Raw genomic sequence first — 19,300 nt, forward strand, 5'->3', positions numbered from 1 at the left:
TTTGCGGCCTCGAACGCAGATATCGTGGCCTTTGAAGAGCGTCCCTTATCCACAAGACGGACATGAGCATGAGCGACCAGAGCAACGCCGAGAACAACGCCGAAACCCCGCCGCCGCAGGGCGCCAAGGGGGAAGAGGCGAACGCGTCCTCGCTGTCGCAACCCTCGGCGGAATCTCCCATTACCGAGCCGGAGCCCTTCACCGAACTCGAGAATCTCTACCAGGAAAACGCCAGCCTCAAGGACAGGGCTCTGCGCGCCATGGCGGAGGTCGAGAACGTCCGCCGCCGCGCCGAGAAGGAGGTCGCCGACGCCAAGATCTACGGCGTTGCGAATCTCGCGCGCGAAATGCTGGCTTTCGCCGACAATCTGCGCCGCGCCGCCGAGAGCGTGCCCGCTGAGGCGCGGCCCAATCTCGATCCCGTGGCCAAGGCTCTGCTCGACGGGCTCGGCGTCACCGAGCGGGACTTCCTGTCGCGGCTCGCGCGTTTCGGGGTCAAGCCGATCGAGGCGCTGGGCGCCAAATTCGACCCCAACCAGCATGAGGCGCTGTACGAAATCCCCGACGAGACGAAGCCCGCCGGCACGGTCGCGCAGGTCGTGGAGCAGGGCTACATGATCGGCGAGCGCGTGCTGCGTCCCGCGAAAGTCGGCGTGACGCGCGGCGGCCCCAAAGCCTGACGGCGTGGCGATGGACGCCCTTGCGCCGGAACAGGCGACCCCGGACGCGGCGATGCGCCCCGGCGTCGTCAACGCATCCGTTTATTGCAAGGGCGTCAAGGTCGCCGACATAGACATTGACGAGGCCGGCGCCTGGGCGGCGCGGGGGGATCATGTCGTCTGGATCGGGCTCTATGAGCCCGACCTCGCCCTGCTGGAGCGGGTCAGGAAGCAGTTCTCCCTGCACCCGCTCGCCATCGAGGACGCCGCCAAGGCGCATCAGTTTCCCAAGCTCGAGGAGTTCGACGACAGCCTCTTCATCGTCGCGCGCACCGCGCAGATGGAGGACGGGCGCGTCGCGTTCGGCGAGACGCATCTTTTCGTCGGCGCCGGCTATGTGGTGAGCGTGCGCCATGGCGCCTCGCAAAGCTATGCGCAGGTGCGGACCCGTTGCGAAGCGCGCGCGCAGCGGCTCTCCGAGGGCGAGGACTTCATCGTCTATGCGCTGCTCGACTTCATCGTCGACAACTATTCTCCGGTGCTCGACTGCATCAACGATCAGGTCGACGACATCGAGGACCACGTTCTCGCGATCACGATGGGACAGGAGGAGATCGAGCAGCTCTATACGTTGCGGCGCGATCTTCTGCGGCTGCGCAACGCCGTCGTGCCTCTCGGGGACGTTTGCCGGCGACTGGAGCGCACGGATATCGTCTTCATCGACCCGCTGATGCGGCCGCATTTTCGCGACGTGCGCGACCATCTGCGCCGCGCGCAGGAGCGCATCGATACGCTGCGCGAGACGCTCGCCTTCGCCTTCGAGGCGAGCCTCATGAACGCGCAGATGCAGCAGACGAACATCTCGCGCCGGCTCGCGGCCTGGGCGGCGATCCTCGCCGTGCCCACCGCCATCGCCGGCATTTACGGCATGAACTTCGAGCACATGCCCGAGCTCAAATGGCAATACGGTTATTACGCCGTTCTCTGCGTAACCTTTGCGATCTGCGCGACGCTGTATTGGCGATTCCGCAAAGCCGGCTGGTTGTGAGGCGGCTTTATCTCGCCGGCCCCGAGGTGTTCCGTCTGGACGCCGCCGCGATCGGCGCCCGGATGAAGGCGCTTTGCGAAAGGTACGGCTTTCTCGGCGTCTATCCGCTTGAAGCCGAGCTGGCGACAGGGAGCGAGCCGCTGTCGCGTCGGATCTACGAGACGAATATCGCTTCCATCCGCGCATGCGACGCCGTTATTGCAAATCTCTCGCCCTTTCGGGTGCCCAGCGCGGATGCGGGAACCATCTTCGAAATCGGCTTTGCGATCGCGCTTGGCAAGCCGGTCTTCGCCTATGCCGAAGCAACGGCGGACTACGCTGCGCGCGTCGCTCGGAGCCACGGTCCCTTACGCGACGAGGACGGACGTTTATTCGCCGCCGATGGCATGAGCGTCGAGGATTTCGGTCTCGCAGACAATCTCATGATCGTCGAGGCCGTGCGCGCGCAGGGGTGGGATATCGTCTCAGCAGAGGCGCGTGAGGCGTTTGAAGAATGCCTGCGACGCGCAGGGGCGTATTTCGAGGCGTGAACCAGGAGTCATTGCGAGCGGAGCGAAGCAATCCAGCGCTGCGACAGCCGGTCTGGTTTGCTTCGTCGCTGCGCTCCTCTCAATGACGGCGGTTCGAAAATCACCGCGTCTTTCGCGTCGCGCGCAGATAAGCGACGAGACTGTCGATTTGATAATCAATCAATTGCGGATTGGGCATTTTCCTTTTGCCGCCGCCATGGGGCGCGGCGAGAAAGGCGCGCAGATAAGTCTCGTCGAGCTTATGCTGGCGCGCGAGGGTCGCGAAGTTCGGCGCCGGCGGCTGCAGCGTCGGCGACCAGGGCCTGTCGCCGCCGATGTCGTGACAGGCCGAGCAGACGTGCCGCGCGAGCATGCGTCCGTCGGCGACTTCCTGGTCTGCGCCAAACGCGGCTGCGGGAGCGCCTAGCGCCAAGGCGAGGAGCAGAGGTCGCGTTCCCTTCCACATTGCGTTTCGCCTTCTATCGCCGGATCAACCACGCGCGCACGCGCTTGCATGCTTAACGCGGGCGGCTGCGTTTCCCCTTACGAAAGTTTCATCCGCCGGCCATTGGACGGCAAGCGCCGAGCCTCCATCTTCCTCATGCAGGCGGCGATGGGGGGCTCCCAAGCTCAACTCCTCCTCCATCGTCGCGCAAATGGAGAGTTTTTGAAATGCATCATCGGATTTACGAGCGTAGCGCCCAGATGCCGCAGCGCCGTCGCGCCTCGCGCCTTGCGCTGATGGGCGCGGCCGCCGCGCTGGCTTTCGGCGTGGGCGCCGGCGCGCCGGTCCGTCCGGCCTTTGCGGAAGCGCCTTCCGTCTCCGTCGGCCCGGCCGCGGGCCCCGCGTCGTTTGCGGATGTCGTGGAGCGCGTGAAGGGCGCCGTCGTCGCCATCAAGGTGAAGGCCGTCGAAGAGTCGCAGAATCCCTTCGAGGGTCAGGGCGAGCTCTCGCCGGACGATCCTATGTATCGCTTCTTCAAGCGCTTCGGCGAGACGCCGCAAAAGCGCATGACGCAGTCGCAGGGGTCGGGCTTCATCATCAGCGCCGACGGCTATGTCGTGACCAATAACCACGTCGTCGAACATGCGAACGACGTCGAAGTCGCGCTGGACGACGGCCGCACGCTTTCCGCCAAGGTGATCGGCACCGACAAGCGCACCGACCTTGCGCTGCTCAAGGTGAATGACGGGAACAAGCTTCCCTATGTCGAATGGGCGAGCGCGCAGCCGCGCGTCGGCGACTGGGTAATCGCGGTCGGCAATCCGTTCGGCCTCGGCGGCTCGGTGACCGCGGGCATCGTCTCGGCGCGCGGCCGCGACATCGGCGCCGGCCCCTATGACGACTTCCTGCAGATCGACGCGCCCGTGAACCGCGGCAATTCCGGCGGCCCGGCCTTCGACTCGCATGGCAATGTCGTCGGCGTGAACACTGCGATCTATTCGCCGTCTGGCGGCTCGGTCGGCATCGGCTTCGCGATCCCCTCCGAGGTCGCCAAGGACGTCGTCGCCGCGCTCAAGGACAAGGGCGTCGTGTCGCGCGGCTGGATCGGCGTGAAGATCCAGCAGGTGACGCCGGAGATCGCCGAGAGCCTCGGTCTGAAGTCCACCAAGGGCGCGCTGATCGCGCAGCCGCAGAGAGGCGCGCCGGCCGAGGCCGCAGGCCTGAAGGCGGGCGACGTGATTACGGCGGTGAATGGCGAGAAGATCGAGACGCCGCGCGAGCTGGCGCGCAAAATCGCCGCCATGGGCCCGAGCAAGTCTGTCGATCTGACATATATCCGCAACGGGTCGGAAAAGAACGCGAAGCTCACTCTGGGCAAGCTGCCCGAAGAGAAGGAGGCGAGGGCGGATGAGGAAGATTTTGGCGGCGCTCCGACGGGGCACGCCAATGTCGCGAGCCTCGGCGTCGAGGTCGCGCCGGCTGCCGAGGTGCGCGGCGCGGGCGGCGAGGGCCTGGTCGTGACCGACATCGATCCGAGCGGCGCGGCGGCCCAGAAGGGCGTGCGCCGGGGCGATGTGATCGTGGAGGCCGGCGGCCAGCCGGTGAGCTCGCGGGGCGATCTCGCCAACGCGATCGACGGCGCCCGTAAGGAAGGCCGCCGCTCGGTTCTGCTTCGGATCAAGTCCGCCGACGGGGCGAAGTTCATCGCCGTGCCGGTGAAGCAGAGCGCCGGGTAAGCGCGCGCGACCAGAGTTCGCGCGGAGTTAAGAGCTTCTTGCGACGTGGACCGCGAGACTGCACCCGCCCGCAGACGGTCCTACGCAAGGAAGAGCGATGGGTTTAGCCAGTCCCCTCCTGGCTCCTGTCGCAGGCGGGCCGGCGCGTTCCCGCGCGCCGGCCCGCCGTCGTTTTGGCGGCAGGCGGGGCAGGGGCTCCGGGCTGCCGTTTTTGGGCAAGGTCGGTTATCATGGCCGGGATGCGCATACTCATCATCGAAGACGACAAAGAGGCGAGCGATTATCTCGTCAAGGCGTTCCGCGAACAGGGGCACGTCGCCGAACATGCGGCGGACGGGCTCGAAGGCTATGCGACGGCTCAGGAGGGCGATTACGACGTCCTGATCGTCGACCGCATGCTGCCGAAAATGGACGGGCTCTCGCTCATTTCCAGCCTGCGCGAGCAGAAGGTGGAGACGCCCGTGCTCATCCTTTCCGCGCTCGGACAGGTGGACGACCGGGTGAAGGGCCTGCGCGCCGGCGGCGACGACTATCTGCCCAAGCCCTACGCCTTCTCGGAATTATTGGCCCGCGTCGAGGCGCTGGTGCGCCGCCGCATCGGGCCGCGGGGGGAGGAGACTCACTATCGCGTCGGCGATCTGGAGCTCGACCGCCTATCGCACAAGGTGACGGTCGGCGGGCAGGAGATCGTGCTGCAGCCGCGAGAGTTCCGCCTGCTCGAATATCTGATGAAACATGCAGGGCAGGTGGTGACGCGAACCATGCTGCTCGAAAATGTTTGGGATTATCACTTCGATCCGCAGACCAACGTCATCGACGTGCATATCTCGCGGCTGCGCTCGAAGATCGACAAAGGCAGGGAGAACCCGCTCCTGCATACGATACGCGGAGCGGGTTACATGATCAGGGACGGCATGCGCTAACCGGGCGACCGGTTCACCACCATCCGCCCCAGCCAAAGCCGGGACCCCATCCGCCGCCCCAGCCCCAACCGGGACCCCATCCGCCGCCCCAGCCGCCCCAGCCATAGCCCCAGCGCGGGGCCGTCGCGGCCGCGATGCCGGCGCCCATCAGGCCGAGCGCGGCGCTCGCGAAAATCGCGCCCGCCGGGTCGTAGCCATAGCCGTACCGCGGATAGCCGTAATAGCCGCCGTAATAGGCCCGCCGGTAATAGGGGCGGTAGTAGCCCCAATGGCGGTGGCGCCAGTGGCGGTGGTAGGGCCGGTACCCCCAGTGGCGGTAGTGTCGATGATAATAGCGCCTGTAGTGCACATCCGTGGTCAACGGATCGAGGCTGACCACTGACGGCGGCGCGACCCCCATAGGCCCTGCGAGCGCTTCAGGTGGGACGGCGCCCAGCGCGGTCGAGCCGCAGAGCGCCGCGAGGATCATGGTTTTCAAATTCTTGCGCATCTCCGTGTCACCTTGGCTGGCCCCTCCTAAACGAACGTCGGTTGCGCCGCGTTGGTTCCGTGGCGGGCAGCCTGGCATGCGGTTCTGGTTAAGCGCGGTTCGGCTCCATGTCGCCGCGCTTGTGTGGATCTAAGAAAATCACGCGAAAAGAGTTAGTTTCTATCCACTCAAGGATGCGCGCCTGGCGGGCGGAGTCCGACGCCGGGCCGCTGACAAACCTTCGGAGGAGTTAATGAAACTGAGCAATGCGCGTAACCTGGCGACGGCGTTGATGGTCGGCTTCGCGGGCGCGGCGATCGCCGACGACATCAAGGCGAAGAGCGACGCGAAAGTCGCCGCCCCCTTCGACATCGTGGAAAGCCGGATCGTGGTCGATAAGGACCACGCGACCTTTCAGACGCGCGTGCGCGGCGACGCAGGCGCGAACAAGCCGGCCGCGACGGGCAAGTTCGAGGGCTCGCAGGTGTACGCCTATGTCTGGCCGACTTCGCTCGACAGCGCCGATGTCGGCTTCGAAAAGGGGCAGGGGATCGTCGCCCTCGCCGTTACCTACCATCCCGACTTCGACGACGGGGCGAAGGGCGCGAAAAACCGCGACCATTGGCACCCGCACTGGGTCGTCCTTGCAAAGGACCAAAGTTGCGGCGGCGGTCTGAAGGTTGTCGACGTCCCCAAGGACGCGAAACCGAAACTACCCGAACACTGGCCCGGCGCGCCGCTCCTGATCGACAGCCCGGACTATCCGACCAAAGTCTCGGGCGACATGGTGGAGGTGCAGGTTCCGCTCTCGGCGCTCGCGGGGCTGAAAAACGCATCCTTCGACGCTGTCGCGGCGGGCCTGAAGGTGAATGCGGACCTCCATGCGCCGCTGCTTTGCGTCGCAGACGTCTTCAAGATCGCATCCGGCGATCTCAGCCTGCCCGGCAAGCCGGCGGCGAAGTAGCGGGGGCAATCGAGGTCTGAACCCAACGCCCGGCGCTGCCCGCGCCGGGCTTTTCTTTTGAGCTATTTTCGACTCTAACTCGCTTTCAAGGCCGAGCTTGGGGATTTCACCCGCGGCATCCCATATCTAGGCCAGGGCCGAAGTCGTCGTCGCAAGCCGCAGCATGTCGCCGCCGGCCGGGGAAAGCGAACCCGGATGTTTTTTTCCAAGCAAAGCAGGGTGAACCAGGTCTCCTTCGGATCGCTGGGCAAGCTCTTCCGCACGACCGCCTTCAAGCTGTCGCTCGCCTATCTCGTCCTCTTCTCCATCGGCGCCGGGCTCGTGCTGACGCGCGTCGGCGCGCGGGTGAAGGAGGTGCTGGACGAGCAGATCCAGCAGACGGTCGACGCCGAAATCCGTGCGCTCTCCGAGCAATATGCGCAGGGCGGCCTGCATCAGCTCACCAGTGCGCTGGAGCGCCGCGTGCGCGCGCCGGGCGGTTCCCTCTATCTGCTCACCACGCATTCGGGCGAGGTGATCGTCGGCAATATCGAGCCGACCACGAGCGTGCCCGTCAGCGGCTCGCAGCTTGTCGAGACGCCCTATCAGCGGCGCGGGGAGCCCGGCGTCGAGCATCCGGCGCTGCTGCGTCTCTTTCTCATCCCCGGCGGCTTCCGCCTGCTCATCGGCCACGATATCGAGGACCATCAGGTGCTGCGCGACATTCTGCGCCGCGCGCTCGGCGTGTCGCTCTTCTGGCTCGCGCTGGTCGGCGCGCTGGGCGGCCTCTTCGTCGCGCACCGCATGCTGGAGCGCGTCGATGTGATGTCGGCCTCGGCGCGGCGGATCATGGCGGGCGATCTGCACGAACGCCTCGCCGTCTCGGGCGCGGGCGACGAGCTCGATCGTCTGGCCGAGAATTTCAACGCCATGCTGGAGCGCATCTCCGAGCTGATGACCGGATTGCGCGAGGTTTCGGACAACATCGCCCACGACCTCAAGACGCCGCTCACGCGCTTGCGCAACCGCGCGGAAGCGGCGCTGCGCGGCTCGTCGGACAATGGCGAGCATCGCGAGGCGCTCAACGCCGTCATCGAGGAGTCCGACAGCCTCATCCGCGTCTTCAACGCGCTGCTCATGATTGCGCGCGCCGAGGCCGGCTATTCGAGCGACAATCTCGCGACCTACGACGTCGACGCCGTGGTGGGCGACATTGTGGAAATGTATGAGCCGGTGGCGGAGGAGCAGGGCGTCCAGCTCGAAGCGACGACCGAGCCGGGCCTCTGCGTGACCGGCAGCCGCGAGCTTCTCGGGCAGGCGGTCGTCAATCTCGTCGACAATGCGCTCAAATATGGCTCCGCGGGCGACGGTCCGCGCATCGACGTCTCAGCGAAGCGCGTCGGCGACCGTATCGAAATCACCGTCGCCGATCACGGCCCGGGCATTGCGCCGCAGGACCGCGATCGCGTCGTCGGACGTTTCGTGCGGCTCGAGAATTCGCGTTCGCGGCCGGGCTCCGGCCTGGGGCTTTCAATGGCCTCGGCGGTCGCCCGCCTGCATCACGGCGCCCTGCGGATCGAGGACAATGCGCCAGGGTTGCGCGTCGTGCTGTCGCTGCCGGCGATGCGCGCGGCGGTCTCGCGCGAGCGCGTGGCGTAGGCGGGGCCTCTTGCGGTGGATTGTTGCGGCTCCGCTTGCTTCGCGACGAGCGGCGTGACGTTCTTGCCGGCGCAATGGGCGCAGGCGAGCCGCATCATCGCCACCGTGCCCATGCCGAGCCGCGAGCGGAAGCGTAGCCCGCCGCCGTGAAGGTCGATGAGCGCGCGGGCGATGGCGAGGCCGAGTCCCGAGCCCTTCATGCCGTTCTCCATCACATTCGCGCTCTGCTCGAACGGGCGACCGAGCTTCGACAGGGCGCGCGGGTCCATGCCCTGGCCCGTATCCTCGACGAAGAAGGCGATCGACTCGCCGTGATGGCGCGCGCGCAGGCGCACGAAACCGCCGGCCTCGGTGAATTTGACGCTGTTGGAAAGCAGAATGCTCAGCGCCTTGACGATCAGCGCATCGTCGCCGACGCAGCGCAGCTTCTCGTCGACTTCGACAATGAGCGTGATCTTCTTTTCCTCGGCGCGCGCCCGCCAGGCGCCGATCGCGCGGCGCGCCGCCTCCGCGACGTCGACCTCGCGCTCGGTCAGGCGCACCAGGCCGGCTTCCAGCCGCGACATGTCAAGAATGTCGGAGAGCACTTCGTTGAGATAGGTTCCGCCCTGCCGGACATTATTGCAATATTCGACATATTTCGGCGAGCCGAGCGAACCAAAGGGTTCCGCCAGCATCATCTCGGTGAAGCCGATGATCGCGTTGAGAGGCGTGCGTAATTCGTGGCTCATATTCGCCAGGAATTCGGACTTGGCGAGGTAAGCGGCCTCGGCTTCGGCCTTCTGGTGGTGATACTGCTCGGCGAGAGTCGCGAGCTGTTGCGCCTGCATTTCGAGCGTCTGGCGCGAGCGCGTGAGATCGGCGACCGTGCCCGTCAGACGGCGCTCGGACTCTATGAGCTGCTCCTGATGACGCTTCAGCGCGGTGATGTCGGCGCCGACCGAGACATAACCGCCGTCGCGCGTGCGGCGCTCGTTGATCTGCAGCCAGCGCCCGTCCGTCAGGCGGGCTTCGTAAGTGCGGGCGTCTCCCGCGCGGCTTTCGGTCGACGAGGTTTCCTGCTGCAACACGAAGGCCGTGCGGCGGGCCATGATCTCGCCATAGGACGCGCCAGGAATCGCGACCTCCGGCGCAAGGCCGTGCAGGTCGAGGAACTTCGAATTACAGACGACGAGGCGGTTCTGGGCGTCCCAAAGCACGAAGGCTTCGGAGATGGCGTTGATGGCGTCGCGCAGGCGCATATTGGCTGTGGCCGTATGTTTCGCGAGCGCCTTTTGTTCGGAGACGTCGACTGCAATGCCGACGAGGTGCAGGCCGGCGTCCTGAGCGTCGTCGACGAGCTGCGCGCGGGCGCGCAGCCAGATCCATTGGCCATTGGCGTGGCGGGCGCGGAACTCGTGGTCGACGCTCTTCGTGCGAGACGCCATTTCGGCGATCATCGAGAGATCGCCGTCTTCGGGATGCAGCAGCGCGTTCAACTCGCCAAAGGAGAGACAGCGGCGCTCCGCCGGCAGGCCGAGCATCTCGTACATCGAGTCGGACCAGTAGATACGTCCGCGCGCAATGTCCCAATCCCACAGGCCGCAGCGGCCGCGTGACAGCGCCGCGTCGAGCCGCGTGCGGATATAGGCGTTGACCTGCTCCGCCGCCTGTCTTTTCCGCGACTGGCGGAAATAGGCGAAGACGACGGCGAGCAGCATCAGCGTCGTGAAAGCGAAGACGACCGCATATTCCGCGGCGATGGTGCGCCACTCGCCGAGGACGTTGTCGAGCGGGTAGATCATCGCCACCTGCCCATAGGGCGCGGGCAGTTTTTGGACCGTCGCGAGCGCGGGCGTGCCGTCCGCGAGCTTGACGCGCATCGCGCCGGCCTTTTCCGCAAACTCCGTCAGCACCTGCTCGGCGCCGAGCACGTCCGACAGCGTGGCGTTCTTCGCGGTGATCGGAGGAAAGGCGGCGGCGACATGGCCCTGGTCGTCAGTGATGAGGATACGGCGCCCGCGCGCCGTGGCGCGGCCGGGCAGGATTTTATTCAAAGGCTCGCCGAGCGACTTCTTGTCGGCCTGAATTTTATCATGCAGATCGTGCCAGACGGCGTGCGCGAAGACCTCGAAGTCGGCCGTGGCCTCCTCAACGAGCTGGTCCTGCATCGAGGTCGTGAGCGTGATGGCGAAGGCGGCGAGCGCGACGAGGCCGATCGCAGACACGATGTAGGCCGCCCGCTTCAGCCAGGGGCTTTCCTTCGGGTCCCTCTCGCCATTGCCGTTAAAACGATAGGCGCCCCATACCGTTTCCGCGTGACTCATCGCACGAGCTGCGGTGACGCGCGCCATTAAAAATCTCCGAAATCTGGCGATCTATCGAGGTGGGCCGAGAGACGCCCGAATCACCCTCATTCGAATCTTTCAGACTCGAATTGTCCAGACCTTAATGAGCGATTAACGCGGGCGCGCTGTTGCGCCCTCCTTACGAGAGCGCGCGCGTCGCGATGTCCTTCGTATCCGGGGAAAGTCCTTTCTGATCAGCAATGTGCCTCAATCTTCCCTCGACCAGCGCCCGCCGGCGCGGCTCCAATGTGCGCCAGGAGCGGAGGGCCGACAGAAGCCTTGCGGCGAGCTGCGGGTTCTTTGGATCGAGCTCCAGCACGATACGCGTCAGAAGGTCGTAGCCCGAGCCGTCGAGCGCATGAAATCGCGTGAGATTGGCGTTCGAAAATGCGCCGACGAGCGCGCGCACGCGGTTGGGATTGGCGAGCGAAAAATCCGGGTGAGACATGAGCTTGACGACTCGGTCCATCGTGGCGGGCTCCGGGATCGTCGCCTGCAGCGAGAACCATTTGTCGAGCACCAGCGCGTCGCCCTTGAACTGCTCGTAGAAGGCGGCGAAGGCCGCCTCGCGGGCGTCGCCGCCGAGGAATGCGAGGAGCCCAAGCGCGGCGAGCCGGTCGGTCATATTGCCGGCCGCGGCAAATTGACTCTGTGCGAGCGCCGCGCCCTTCGCCGGGTCGCCGGCAGCGACGAGATCGAGCGACACCGCCTTGAGGGCGCGCCGTCCGGCGCTCGCGGCGTCGGGCGAGTAGGGGCCGGCGTCGGCGAGGCGCGCATAGACAGCCTCGGCGCCGGGTCCGAGCGCGCGGCCAAGCTCTTCGCGCAGACCGATGCGCGCGGCGAAGAGGACGTCTGGATCGACGTCGTGGCCGGCCTCGCGCGCGAGGTCGATCTCGGAGGGGAGGGAAAGCGCCTGCGCCGCGAAGGCGGGATCGGCGTCCGCGCCTGCGAGAATGCTGCGCAGCGCGCCGACGAAGCCGGGCGCCGGCGGCAGGGGCGCGCCGTCCTTCGCCGCATCGACCCGCGCGAAGATGGCGCGGAGCGCGAGGCTTTGCGCCGCCTGCCAGCGGTTGAAGGGATCGTCGTCGCAGGCGAGCAGCTTTTCGAGATCGGCGCTGGCGGGCGCGGGCTCCAGCCGCACCGGGGCGGAGAAACCGCGCAGCGCCGAGATGACCGGGCGCGACGGAACGCTTGTGAAGGTAAGCGTCCGTTCGGCGTCGCCAAGTTCGATCAGGCCGCGCGAGAGCTCCCCGGCGCTGGCGTCGGGGCTCGCGAGATCGAGCCTTTCGCCATTCTCGCCGAAGAGCGCGAGGGCGACCGGGATGACGACCGGCTTCTTCTCGCTCTGGCCGGGCGTCGGCTGCGTCTCCTGTCGTAGCGTCAGCGAGAAAGTCTTGGCGTCGGCGTCATAGGCGCCCGCAACGGACAACACAGGCGTTCCCGACTGGCTGTACCAACGCGCAAAGTGGGAGAGGTCGCGCCCGGAGGCTTCCGCGAAGCAGGAGAGAAAATCCTCGACCGTCGCCGCCGTGCCGTCGAAGCGCTCGAAATAGAGATCCATGCCGCGGCGGAAGGTCTCCTCGCCGATCAGCGTGCGCAGCATCCGCACGATCTCCGCGCCCTTCTCGTAAACGGTCGCCGTGTAGAAGTTGTTGATCTCGTGATAGACCTCTGGCCGCACCGGATGGGCGAGCGGGCCGCCGTCTTCCGGAAATTGCGCAAGCCGCAGGCCACGCACGTCGCTGATGCGCTCCACGGCGCGCGAGCGCATGTCGGCGGAGAATTCCTGATCGCGGAAGACGGTGAGCCCTTCCTTCAGGCAGAGCTGGAACCAGTCGCGGCAGGTGATGCGGTTGCCGGTCCAGTTGTGGAAATATTCGTGGCGATGACGCCTCGATCGCCGCATAGTCGCCGTCGGTCGCCGTCTCGGGCGAAGCCAGGACATATTTGTCGTTGAAGATGTTGAGGCCCTTGTTCTCCATCGCGCCCATGTTGAAGTCGGAGACGGCGACGATGTTGAACACGTCGAGATCGTATTCTCGGCCGAACTTCTCCTCGTCCCAGCGCATCGCGCGCTTCAGCGCGTCCATGGCGTAGGTCGCGCGCGTCTCCTTGCCGTGCTCGACATAGATCGCGAGCGCGATCTCGCGGCGGGACATGGTCGTGAAGCTATCGCGCACGACGCCGAGATCGCCTCCGACCAGCGCGAAGAGATAAGAGGGCTTGGGGAAGGGGTCATGCCAGACGGCGTAATGGCGACCGCCGGGAAGATCTCCCGTTTCCCCGGGATTGCCATTGGAGAGCAAGAGCGGGGCTTCGCTCTTATCCGCCTCGATTCGCGTCGTGTAGACGCTGAGAACGTCCGGCCGGTCGAGGAAATAAGTGATGCGACGGAAGCCTTCCGCCTCGCATTGCGTGCAATAGGCCGATCCCGAGCGGTAAAGGCCCGAGAGCTGGGTGTTCGCGGTTGGGTTCACCCGCGTCTCAATTTCCAGCGTGAAGGGCGCGTCCGGGACTTTCTCCAGCAGCAGCCGGTCGGGCGCAGCCGTGTATTCTTGCGGGCCGAGCGGGCGGCCGTCGAGCTTGACGCCGACAAGGCTCAGGTCGTCGCCGTCGAGGGAGAGCGGCGCCGCGGGGGAGCCTTTGGGATTGCGGCGCAAGGAGAGCGTGGCGACGACCTTCGTCGCCGTCCGGTCAAGCGAGATGTCGAGCCTGACGGCGTCGATCAAAAAATCGGCAGGGCTGTAATCGACGAGGCGGACGGCGACATTGGCGGGGTGGCGCATGAAATCCTCAAGGGCGGTCAGAATCGGTCATTAGCGTCGAATATAGGCGCCGCCGGGCCGTTTGCGACCAGCCGCGCCCCCGCCCCGGGGCGGCGTCGGTCCATTTTCCATTGGAAAGCGGCATTAACGCCCCGTTAATGCTTGAGTCGCGGCGGCCGGGCGGTCAAGAATGGCGGCAGGCCGCCGGAAAGCGCCCTTCGCCTTGATCGGCGCCGCTCGCGCTCTACCTAGGTGTCATCAATCCTCATGCGGCGAACACTCCTTCTTATCCTTCTCGTCCTCGCGTGCGGCTCTGCGCCCGCCATCGGCGCGCCCGCGAATGGGCAGGCGCGCGACATTCTCGTGCCGCTCACCGACGAGCAGATCCGCGCCGCGGGCGTCGAGACGCAGCCCGTCGAGGCGGAATCGGGCGTCGGCGAAATCGTCGTGCCCGGCGTCGTGGCCGTGCCGCCGCAGCAGTTGCGGATCGTCGCCGCGCCGGCGGCGGGCCTCGTCGAGACGCTGCTCGTCGCTCCCGACGAGGACGTGAAGGAAGGCGATCCGATCGCCACGCTGAAATCCTCCGAACTCGTCGAGGCGCAGCGCGCATTCCTCCTCGCCATGTCCGAAGCGAATCTCGCCATAGAGAAGCTGCGCAGGGACGAGCAGCTCTTCAAGGAGCGCATCATAGCCGAGCGCCGGCTGATCGTGACCCGCGCCGAGGCCGCTCAGGCAAGGGCGACTCTCGACGAACGCGGACAGATTCTCGCGCTTGCGGGCATGACGGAGGGCGAGATCGGGGCGCTGCGCAAGGACCGCAAGCTCGCCCCCTCGCTGCTCGTCCGGGCGCCGATCGGCGGCACGATTTTGCAGCGGCACGGAACGACGGGCGAGCGCGTGGCCGCCTCGGCCCCGCTCGTCACCATCGCCCGCCTCGATCCCATCTGGGTCAATCTGCAAGTGCCGCTCAGCCGCGCCGTCGCCCTGGACAGCGTCGAGCGGGTGCATCTTCCTTCCGCCGGCCTCGACGGCAAGCTGATCCGCGTCGGCCGCACGGTCGACTCCGCGACGCAGTCCGTGACGGCGGTCGCGGAGTTTCGGCCCGGGCGCAGTCCGCTTCGGCCGGGGCAGGCGCTGACGGCCATTCTGCGTGTGAAGGGCGGCGGCGCCTCGCAATGGCGCGTGCCGGCCGACGCGGTGGTGAGCCATCTCAATCATAGCTGGGTGTTCGTGCGCATCCCCGAGGGATTTCGCGCCGTTCCAGTCACCCTGGTCTCGGAAACGCCGCAATTCGCGTCCGTGCAGGGGCGGCTGGCGGCGAGCGAACGCGTCGCGACTCGCGGCCTCCTGACGCTTCTCGCCGAGCTGGCGGAAGCCGAGAGCAAGTGATCGGTCTTATATGCTTGAGCGTCTGATCCACTTCTCGCTGCGGCAGCGGCTCATCACCCTTCTCGGCGCGCTGTTCGTCGCGGCCTGGGGAGCGGTGAGCTATCTAAAGCTGCCCATCGACGCTTTCCCGGATGTCGCCCCCATTCAGGTTCTCGTCGCCATGCGCGCCCCGGGCTTGACGCCGGAGGAGCTGGAAAGCCGCGTCACGGCGCCGATCGAGATCGCCGCCAAGGGCATACCGTCGCTCGTGCGAATGCGCTCCACGACACGATACTCCGTGGCGCTCATCACCTTCGAATTTGCGGAGGGGACCGACATTTATTGGGCGCGCGCGCAGGTCAATGAAAGGCTGGCGCAGGCGCAGGACCAGTTGCCGTCGGGCGTTTCCGGTGGGCTTGCGCCCATCGTGACGCCGCTCGGCGAGATGCTGATGTTCACCATCGTCGGCGACAATCTCACGCCGACCGAGCAGCGCAGCCTCATCGACTGGACGATACGGCCCGCCATTCGCGGCCTGCCGGGCGTCGCCGATCTCAATGTGCTCGGCGGCTTCGTGCGCACTTTCGAGGTGGCGCCGTCGCCTTCCGCCATGGCGGCGCGCGGCGTCACGGTCGAGATGCTGGAGTCGGCGCTCAAGGACAACAACAGAAACGACGGCGCCGGCCGCGTCCGCGACGGCGAGGAGGCGTTGCTCGTTCGCGCGGAAGGCCGCCTGCGCTCTCTGGAAGACATTCGATCGGTCGTCATCGCGGCGCGCGCCACCGGCATCGTGCGCGTCGGCGACGTGGCGGAGGTGCGGTTCGGCTCGCTGCCGCGCAACGGCGTCGTCAGCAGAAACGGTCGGGACGAAGCCGTCTGGGGGCTGGTGCTCGGCCTGCGCGGGGCCGATGCGCGCACGGTGGTGACGGGTGTGAAGGCGCGCCTCGCCGAACTTGAGCCAAACCTGCCGAAAGGCGCGAAAATCGAAATTTTCTACGACCGCAGCGAATTGATCGGGAAGGCGGTCTGGACCGTCCAGAAGGTGCTGATCGAGGCCATCGTCCTCGTTGTCATTCTTCTGGCGCTCTTTCTCGGCAATATGCGCGCCGCGCTCGTGGTGTCCGTCATTCTGCCGCTCGCGGCGCTCGCGACCTTCGGCGTCATGCGCCTCTGGGGCCTGTCCGCCAACATCATGTCGCTTGGCGGCCTCGCCATCGCCATAGGTCTGCTCGTGGACTGCGCCGTCGTGGTGGTGGAGAATGTCGAACACAGGCTCGGAGAGGCGCATGACGCTACGCTTGCCGACCGCATTTTCATGACGCTGGAAGCAACGAGCGAGGTCGCGACGCCGCTGGCCTCGGGCGTCATCATCATCGTGACCGTCTTCCTGCCGCTGCTCTCGCTCGAAGGACTGGAGGGCCGTCTTTTCGCGCCGGTGGCGCTGACTATCGCCTTCGCGCTCGGCTCGGCCCTCATATTGTCGCTCACCGTCGTGCCGGCGCTGAGCGCGACCATCCTGCGGCCCGGCCATGCCGACGAGCCCTGGCTGGTGCGAAAGATCGCGGCGGTCTACGAGCCGGTGCTGGCGCGTGCGCTCGAGCGGCCGCTCGTCGTGGCCGGAATCGCAGTCGCCGGTCTTGTCCTCGCGGGCCTCGCCTATTCGCGCATCGGCCAGACCTTCATGCCCGTGATGAACGAGGGAACGCCCGTCATAACCATCCGCAAGCATCCCACCATCAGCGTCACCGTCGCCGCGGAGACCGACCGGCTCATCCAGCGCGAAATCATGGAGAAGGTTCCGGAGGTGAAGGGCATGATGGCGCGCGCGGGCGCCGACGAGCTTGGCATTGATCCCGTCGGCCTCAATGAGACGGACAACTTCCTGACGCTCGCCCCGGAAAAGGAGTGGCGCGGCCGCGGCGTCGACTGGCTCATGGGCGAGATCCGCAAGGTGCTCGATGAGATCCCCGGGATTTCCTACGCGTTCTCGCAGCCCATCGACATGCGCGTTCAGGAGATGATCATCGGCGCGCGCGGCGATGTGGTCGTGAAGATTTTCGGCGACGACATCAACGAACTGAACCGTCTCACGCGCGAGGTCGCGGCGGAACTGAAGAAGCTCCCGGGCGCGCGCGACGTGTTCGGCCTGCAAAATGACGGCATGCGTTATCTCACTGCGCGCGTCGACCGTCTCGCGGCGGGCCGTTTCGGTCTCAACGCCGGCGACATTCAGGACGCGCTGCGCGTCTGGGTCGACGGCCAGCAGGTCGGCATCGTTCTCGAAGGCCCCATCCGAACGCCGCTCGTCGTGCGCGGTTCGGAGACCTCACGCCGTTCCTCCGTCGATTTCGCGCGGCTTCCGATGGTGTCGAGCGACGGCAACGTCGTGGAGCTGTCGCAGCTCGCCGAGGTTCAGGTGGAGAACGGCCCCATTCAGGTCATTCGCGAAGAAGGGCGCCGCTTCGCCACCGTCCTCGCCAACGTCGAGGGCCGTGATCTCGTGGGCTTCGTCGAGGATGCGAAGAAGGCGGTCGCCAGCCGCGTCACGACGCCGAAGGGCTACACCTATCAATGGGGCGGACAGTTCGAGAACCAGCAACGCGCCTCCGCGCGTCTCGCCGTCGTCGTGCCGATCGCGCTCGCATTGATCTTCATCCTCCTCTATTTCACCTTCGGCTCGTCCCTGCAGGCGACGCTCGTCTTCTGCAACGTGCCTTTCGCGGCGATCGGCGGCGTTCTCGGCCTTTGGCTCTCCGGGAGTTTCTCTCGGTGCCGGCCTCGGTAGGCTTCATCGCGCTCATCGGTATCGCCGTGCTGAACGGCGTCGTGCTCATCTCCTACATCAACAAACTCGTCGCGGAAGGAACCCGAACCACGCGCGAAGCGGTCGTCGAAGGCGCGCGCCGTCGCATGCGGCCCGTGATGCTCACCGCGACCATCGCCGCCTTCGGTCTTATTCCCTTCCTCTTTGCAACTGGCCCCGGCGCAGAGATCCAGCGGCCGCTCGCAATCGTCGTGATCGGCGGGCTGATTTCGGCGACGATCCTCACGCTGATCCTCCTGCCGATCCTCTACGATCGCGCCACGGGCTGGCGTCTGCGCAGCAAGCGGACGCGCCTCGCCGGCCGTAGGATTGCGGTATGATGCTACGCGCTTTCGCTCTTGTCCTGTCAGTCAGCGCGCTTGCGGCGCCGGCTGCTGCCGCGCCCAAAGCGAGCGGCGGGGTTTCCGTGAAGGGCGGCGGCGGGCAGCCTGTGGAGAAGCGTGGAAAGAAGCCGCTCGGCCATCAGCTCGCGCGGCATCTCGATATGGCCGTGGCGATCGACGCGCAGAGCAAGGCGCTCGAAGCGCAATTCGGCGCCGTCTCCGCGCGTTACGCCACGACACGCTCCATCTCGCCCGGTTCGCCGTATGTTGGCGGCGCCCAGCGCAACGCCGTCGCCGGCAATCTGCGCAACTACAACGAGACGGAAGTGGAGGCGGGGTTGCCGCTCTGGTTGCCCGGCCAGCGCGATGCATTGGAGGCGACGGTTTCGAGCGGCGTGATCGAGGTCGAGGAGAAAATAGCCCTCCGCCGGCTCGACGTCGCGGGCCTCCTTCGCGACGCCTGGTGGAATGCGCAGCGCACGGCGCGCGAGGTCGATGTCGCCAAGAGCCGCGTGGCGACGGCCCGCGAGATTGGCTCCGACATGACGCGGCGCGTCGAACTGGGCGACGCGGCGCAGGCCGACGCTCTGCTCGCAAAGAACGAATTGCTCGCCGCCGAGACAGAACTCGCGCAAGCGGAAGGCGCCGAGAAGATTGCGCGCGTGAATTACGGCGCGCTGACCGGCGGCGCGCCGCCCGACGGCGTGCTGGAGACGATAAAGCCCGCCGGCGACATCGAGGATCACCCGGCGTTGCGCACGCCGCTCGCCGCATTGCGCCGCGCCGAAACACAATTGCAGCTTGTCGAGGCGACGCCGATCGACAGCCCGGATGTCGGCGTCTTCGGCCGACAGGAGCATAATCGGCAATATTCGACCGATCCGAGATTCGAAGTATCCGACCAGCTCACCAATGCGACGACGGTCGGCGTGCGCATTCGCATCCCCTTGCCGACCGACGGACGGCAGGAGCCGCGCCGCGCCGAGGCGATGGCGGAGATGGCGCGCGCGAAGGCGGAATATGAGAAAGCGAAGCGCGTGGTGATGGCGGAGGTCAAAGCCGCGCGCGTCAATCTCGCCGCCGCGAAGAAAGCTGCGGGGCTCGCCGCGCAACGCCTCGCCGTGGCGAACGAACAGTTCGATCTCTCGCGAAAATCCTTTGCGCTCGGCGAGATCAACGCCTTCGATCTCTATCGCGTCCGTCAACTGCAGCTCGACGCGCAGCGCGCCCAGGCCACGGCGTCGGTCAATGTCGGGCAAGCGATTTCGCGCGTGAATCAGGCGCAGGGCTACGCGCCGTAAT

12 protein-coding genes and 2 pseudogenes are annotated in these 19,300 nt (G+C 66.3%); 10 read left to right on the forward strand and 4 right to left on the reverse strand.

From position 1 onward, the window contains the following. Nucleotides 1-68 precede the first annotated feature (68 nt). From grpE to ACPFMJ_RS20845, 3 genes are read left to right on the forward strand one after another with little or no spacing between them, the layout of a single operon-like run. Nucleotides 69-680, forward strand: a complete 612-nt coding sequence (gene grpE / locus ACPFMJ_RS20835; protein WP_424363927.1) for a nucleotide exchange factor GrpE — start codon at nt 69-71, stop codon at nt 678-680. Between the two features lie 10 nt (nt 681-690). After that, entirely contained in the window at nt 691-1,707 is a 1,017-nt protein-coding gene (corA, locus tag ACPFMJ_RS20840; protein WP_424361783.1) for a magnesium/cobalt transporter CorA, read from the forward strand. Then, nucleotides 1,677-2,237, forward strand: coding sequence for a nucleoside 2-deoxyribosyltransferase (locus tag ACPFMJ_RS20845; protein WP_424361784.1), 561 nt, complete (start codon nt 1,677-1,679; stop codon nt 2,235-2,237). Before corA ends, ACPFMJ_RS20845 begins: the two co-directional genes overlap by 31 nt. A 100-nt stretch (nt 2,238-2,337) precedes the next feature. Here the strand turns inward: ACPFMJ_RS20845 and ACPFMJ_RS20850 are convergent, their stop codons facing one another. Beyond that, a complete protein-coding gene (locus ACPFMJ_RS20850; RefSeq protein ID WP_424361785.1) occupies nt 2,338-2,682 on the reverse strand; it encodes a c-type cytochrome in 345 nt (114 codons plus the stop codon). Between the two features lie 206 nt (nt 2,683-2,888). Here ACPFMJ_RS20850 and ACPFMJ_RS20855 point away from each other — a divergent pair, with 206 nt between their 5' ends. Then, on the forward strand, nt 2,889-4,397 hold the full coding sequence (locus ACPFMJ_RS20855; RefSeq protein ID WP_424361786.1) for a Do family serine endopeptidase: 1,509 nt from the start codon (nt 2,889-2,891) through the stop codon (nt 4,395-4,397). A 239-nt stretch (nt 4,398-4,636) separates the two neighbouring features. Beyond that, nucleotides 4,637-5,320, forward strand: a complete 684-nt coding sequence (locus ACPFMJ_RS20860; RefSeq protein WP_424361787.1) for a response regulator transcription factor — start codon at nt 4,637-4,639, stop codon at nt 5,318-5,320. A 13-nt stretch (nt 5,321-5,333) separates the two neighbouring features. On the opposite strand, the gene ACPFMJ_RS20865 is transcribed toward ACPFMJ_RS20860, so the two are convergent. After that, nucleotides 5,334-5,810, reverse strand: coding sequence for a hypothetical protein (locus ACPFMJ_RS20865; RefSeq protein ID WP_424361788.1), 477 nt, complete (start codon nt 5,808-5,810; stop codon nt 5,334-5,336). 232 nt (nt 5,811-6,042) lie between these two features. Between ACPFMJ_RS20865 and ACPFMJ_RS20870 the strand changes: the two genes are divergently transcribed. Both ACPFMJ_RS20870 and ACPFMJ_RS20875 read left to right on the forward strand, forming a co-directional pair. Then, complete coding sequence (locus tag ACPFMJ_RS20870; protein ID WP_424361789.1) at nt 6,043-6,753, forward strand: hypothetical protein; 711 nt, start codon at nt 6,043-6,045, stop codon at nt 6,751-6,753. Nucleotides 6,754-6,948: 195 nt separating this feature from the next. After that, nucleotides 6,949-8,391 carry a sensor histidine kinase gene (locus ACPFMJ_RS20875; protein ID WP_424361790.1) on the forward strand — a complete coding sequence of 481 codons (1,443 nt, stop codon included), beginning with the start codon at nt 6,949-6,951 and terminating at the stop codon, nt 8,389-8,391. Here the strand turns inward: ACPFMJ_RS20875 and ACPFMJ_RS20880 are convergent. Together ACPFMJ_RS20880 and pepN are read right to left on the reverse strand one after the other, a co-directional pair. Next, nucleotides 8,292-10,724 (reverse strand): PAS domain-containing sensor histidine kinase, encoded by a 2,433-nt coding sequence (locus ACPFMJ_RS20880; protein ID WP_424361791.1) that lies wholly within the window; start codon nt 10,722-10,724, stop codon nt 8,292-8,294. The genes ACPFMJ_RS20875 and ACPFMJ_RS20880 overlap by 100 nt on opposite strands. A 133-nt stretch (nt 10,725-10,857) precedes the next feature. Continuing rightward, nucleotides 10,858-13,504 (reverse strand): annotated as a pseudogene (gene pepN, locus ACPFMJ_RS20885) (aminopeptidase N). A gap of 246 nt (nt 13,505-13,750) precedes the next feature. Here pepN and ACPFMJ_RS20890 point away from each other — a divergent pair. From ACPFMJ_RS20890 to ACPFMJ_RS20900, 3 genes and pseudogenes are all read left to right on the forward strand, one after another. Further along, nucleotides 13,751-14,872 (forward strand): efflux RND transporter periplasmic adaptor subunit, encoded by a 1,122-nt coding sequence (locus ACPFMJ_RS20890; protein WP_424361792.1) that lies wholly within the window; start codon nt 13,751-13,753, stop codon nt 14,870-14,872. Nucleotides 14,873-14,882: 10 nt separating this feature from the next. Continuing rightward, nucleotides 14,883-17,995: pseudogene (locus ACPFMJ_RS20895) on the forward strand (efflux RND transporter permease subunit). After that, the gene (locus tag ACPFMJ_RS20900; RefSeq protein WP_424361793.1) at nt 17,992-19,299 is read left to right on the forward strand and encodes a TolC family protein; all 1,308 of its coding nucleotides are present in this window, start codon (nt 17,992-17,994) and stop codon (nt 19,297-19,299) included. The pseudogene ACPFMJ_RS20895 and the gene ACPFMJ_RS20900 overlap by 4 nt, the downstream one beginning before the upstream one ends. The last annotated feature ends 1 nt before the right edge of the window (nt 19,300 follow it).

It is taken from the genome of Methylocystis parvus (assembly GCF_049675845.1).
GTDB lineage: Bacteria > Pseudomonadota > Alphaproteobacteria > Rhizobiales > Beijerinckiaceae > Methylocystis > Methylocystis parvus_A.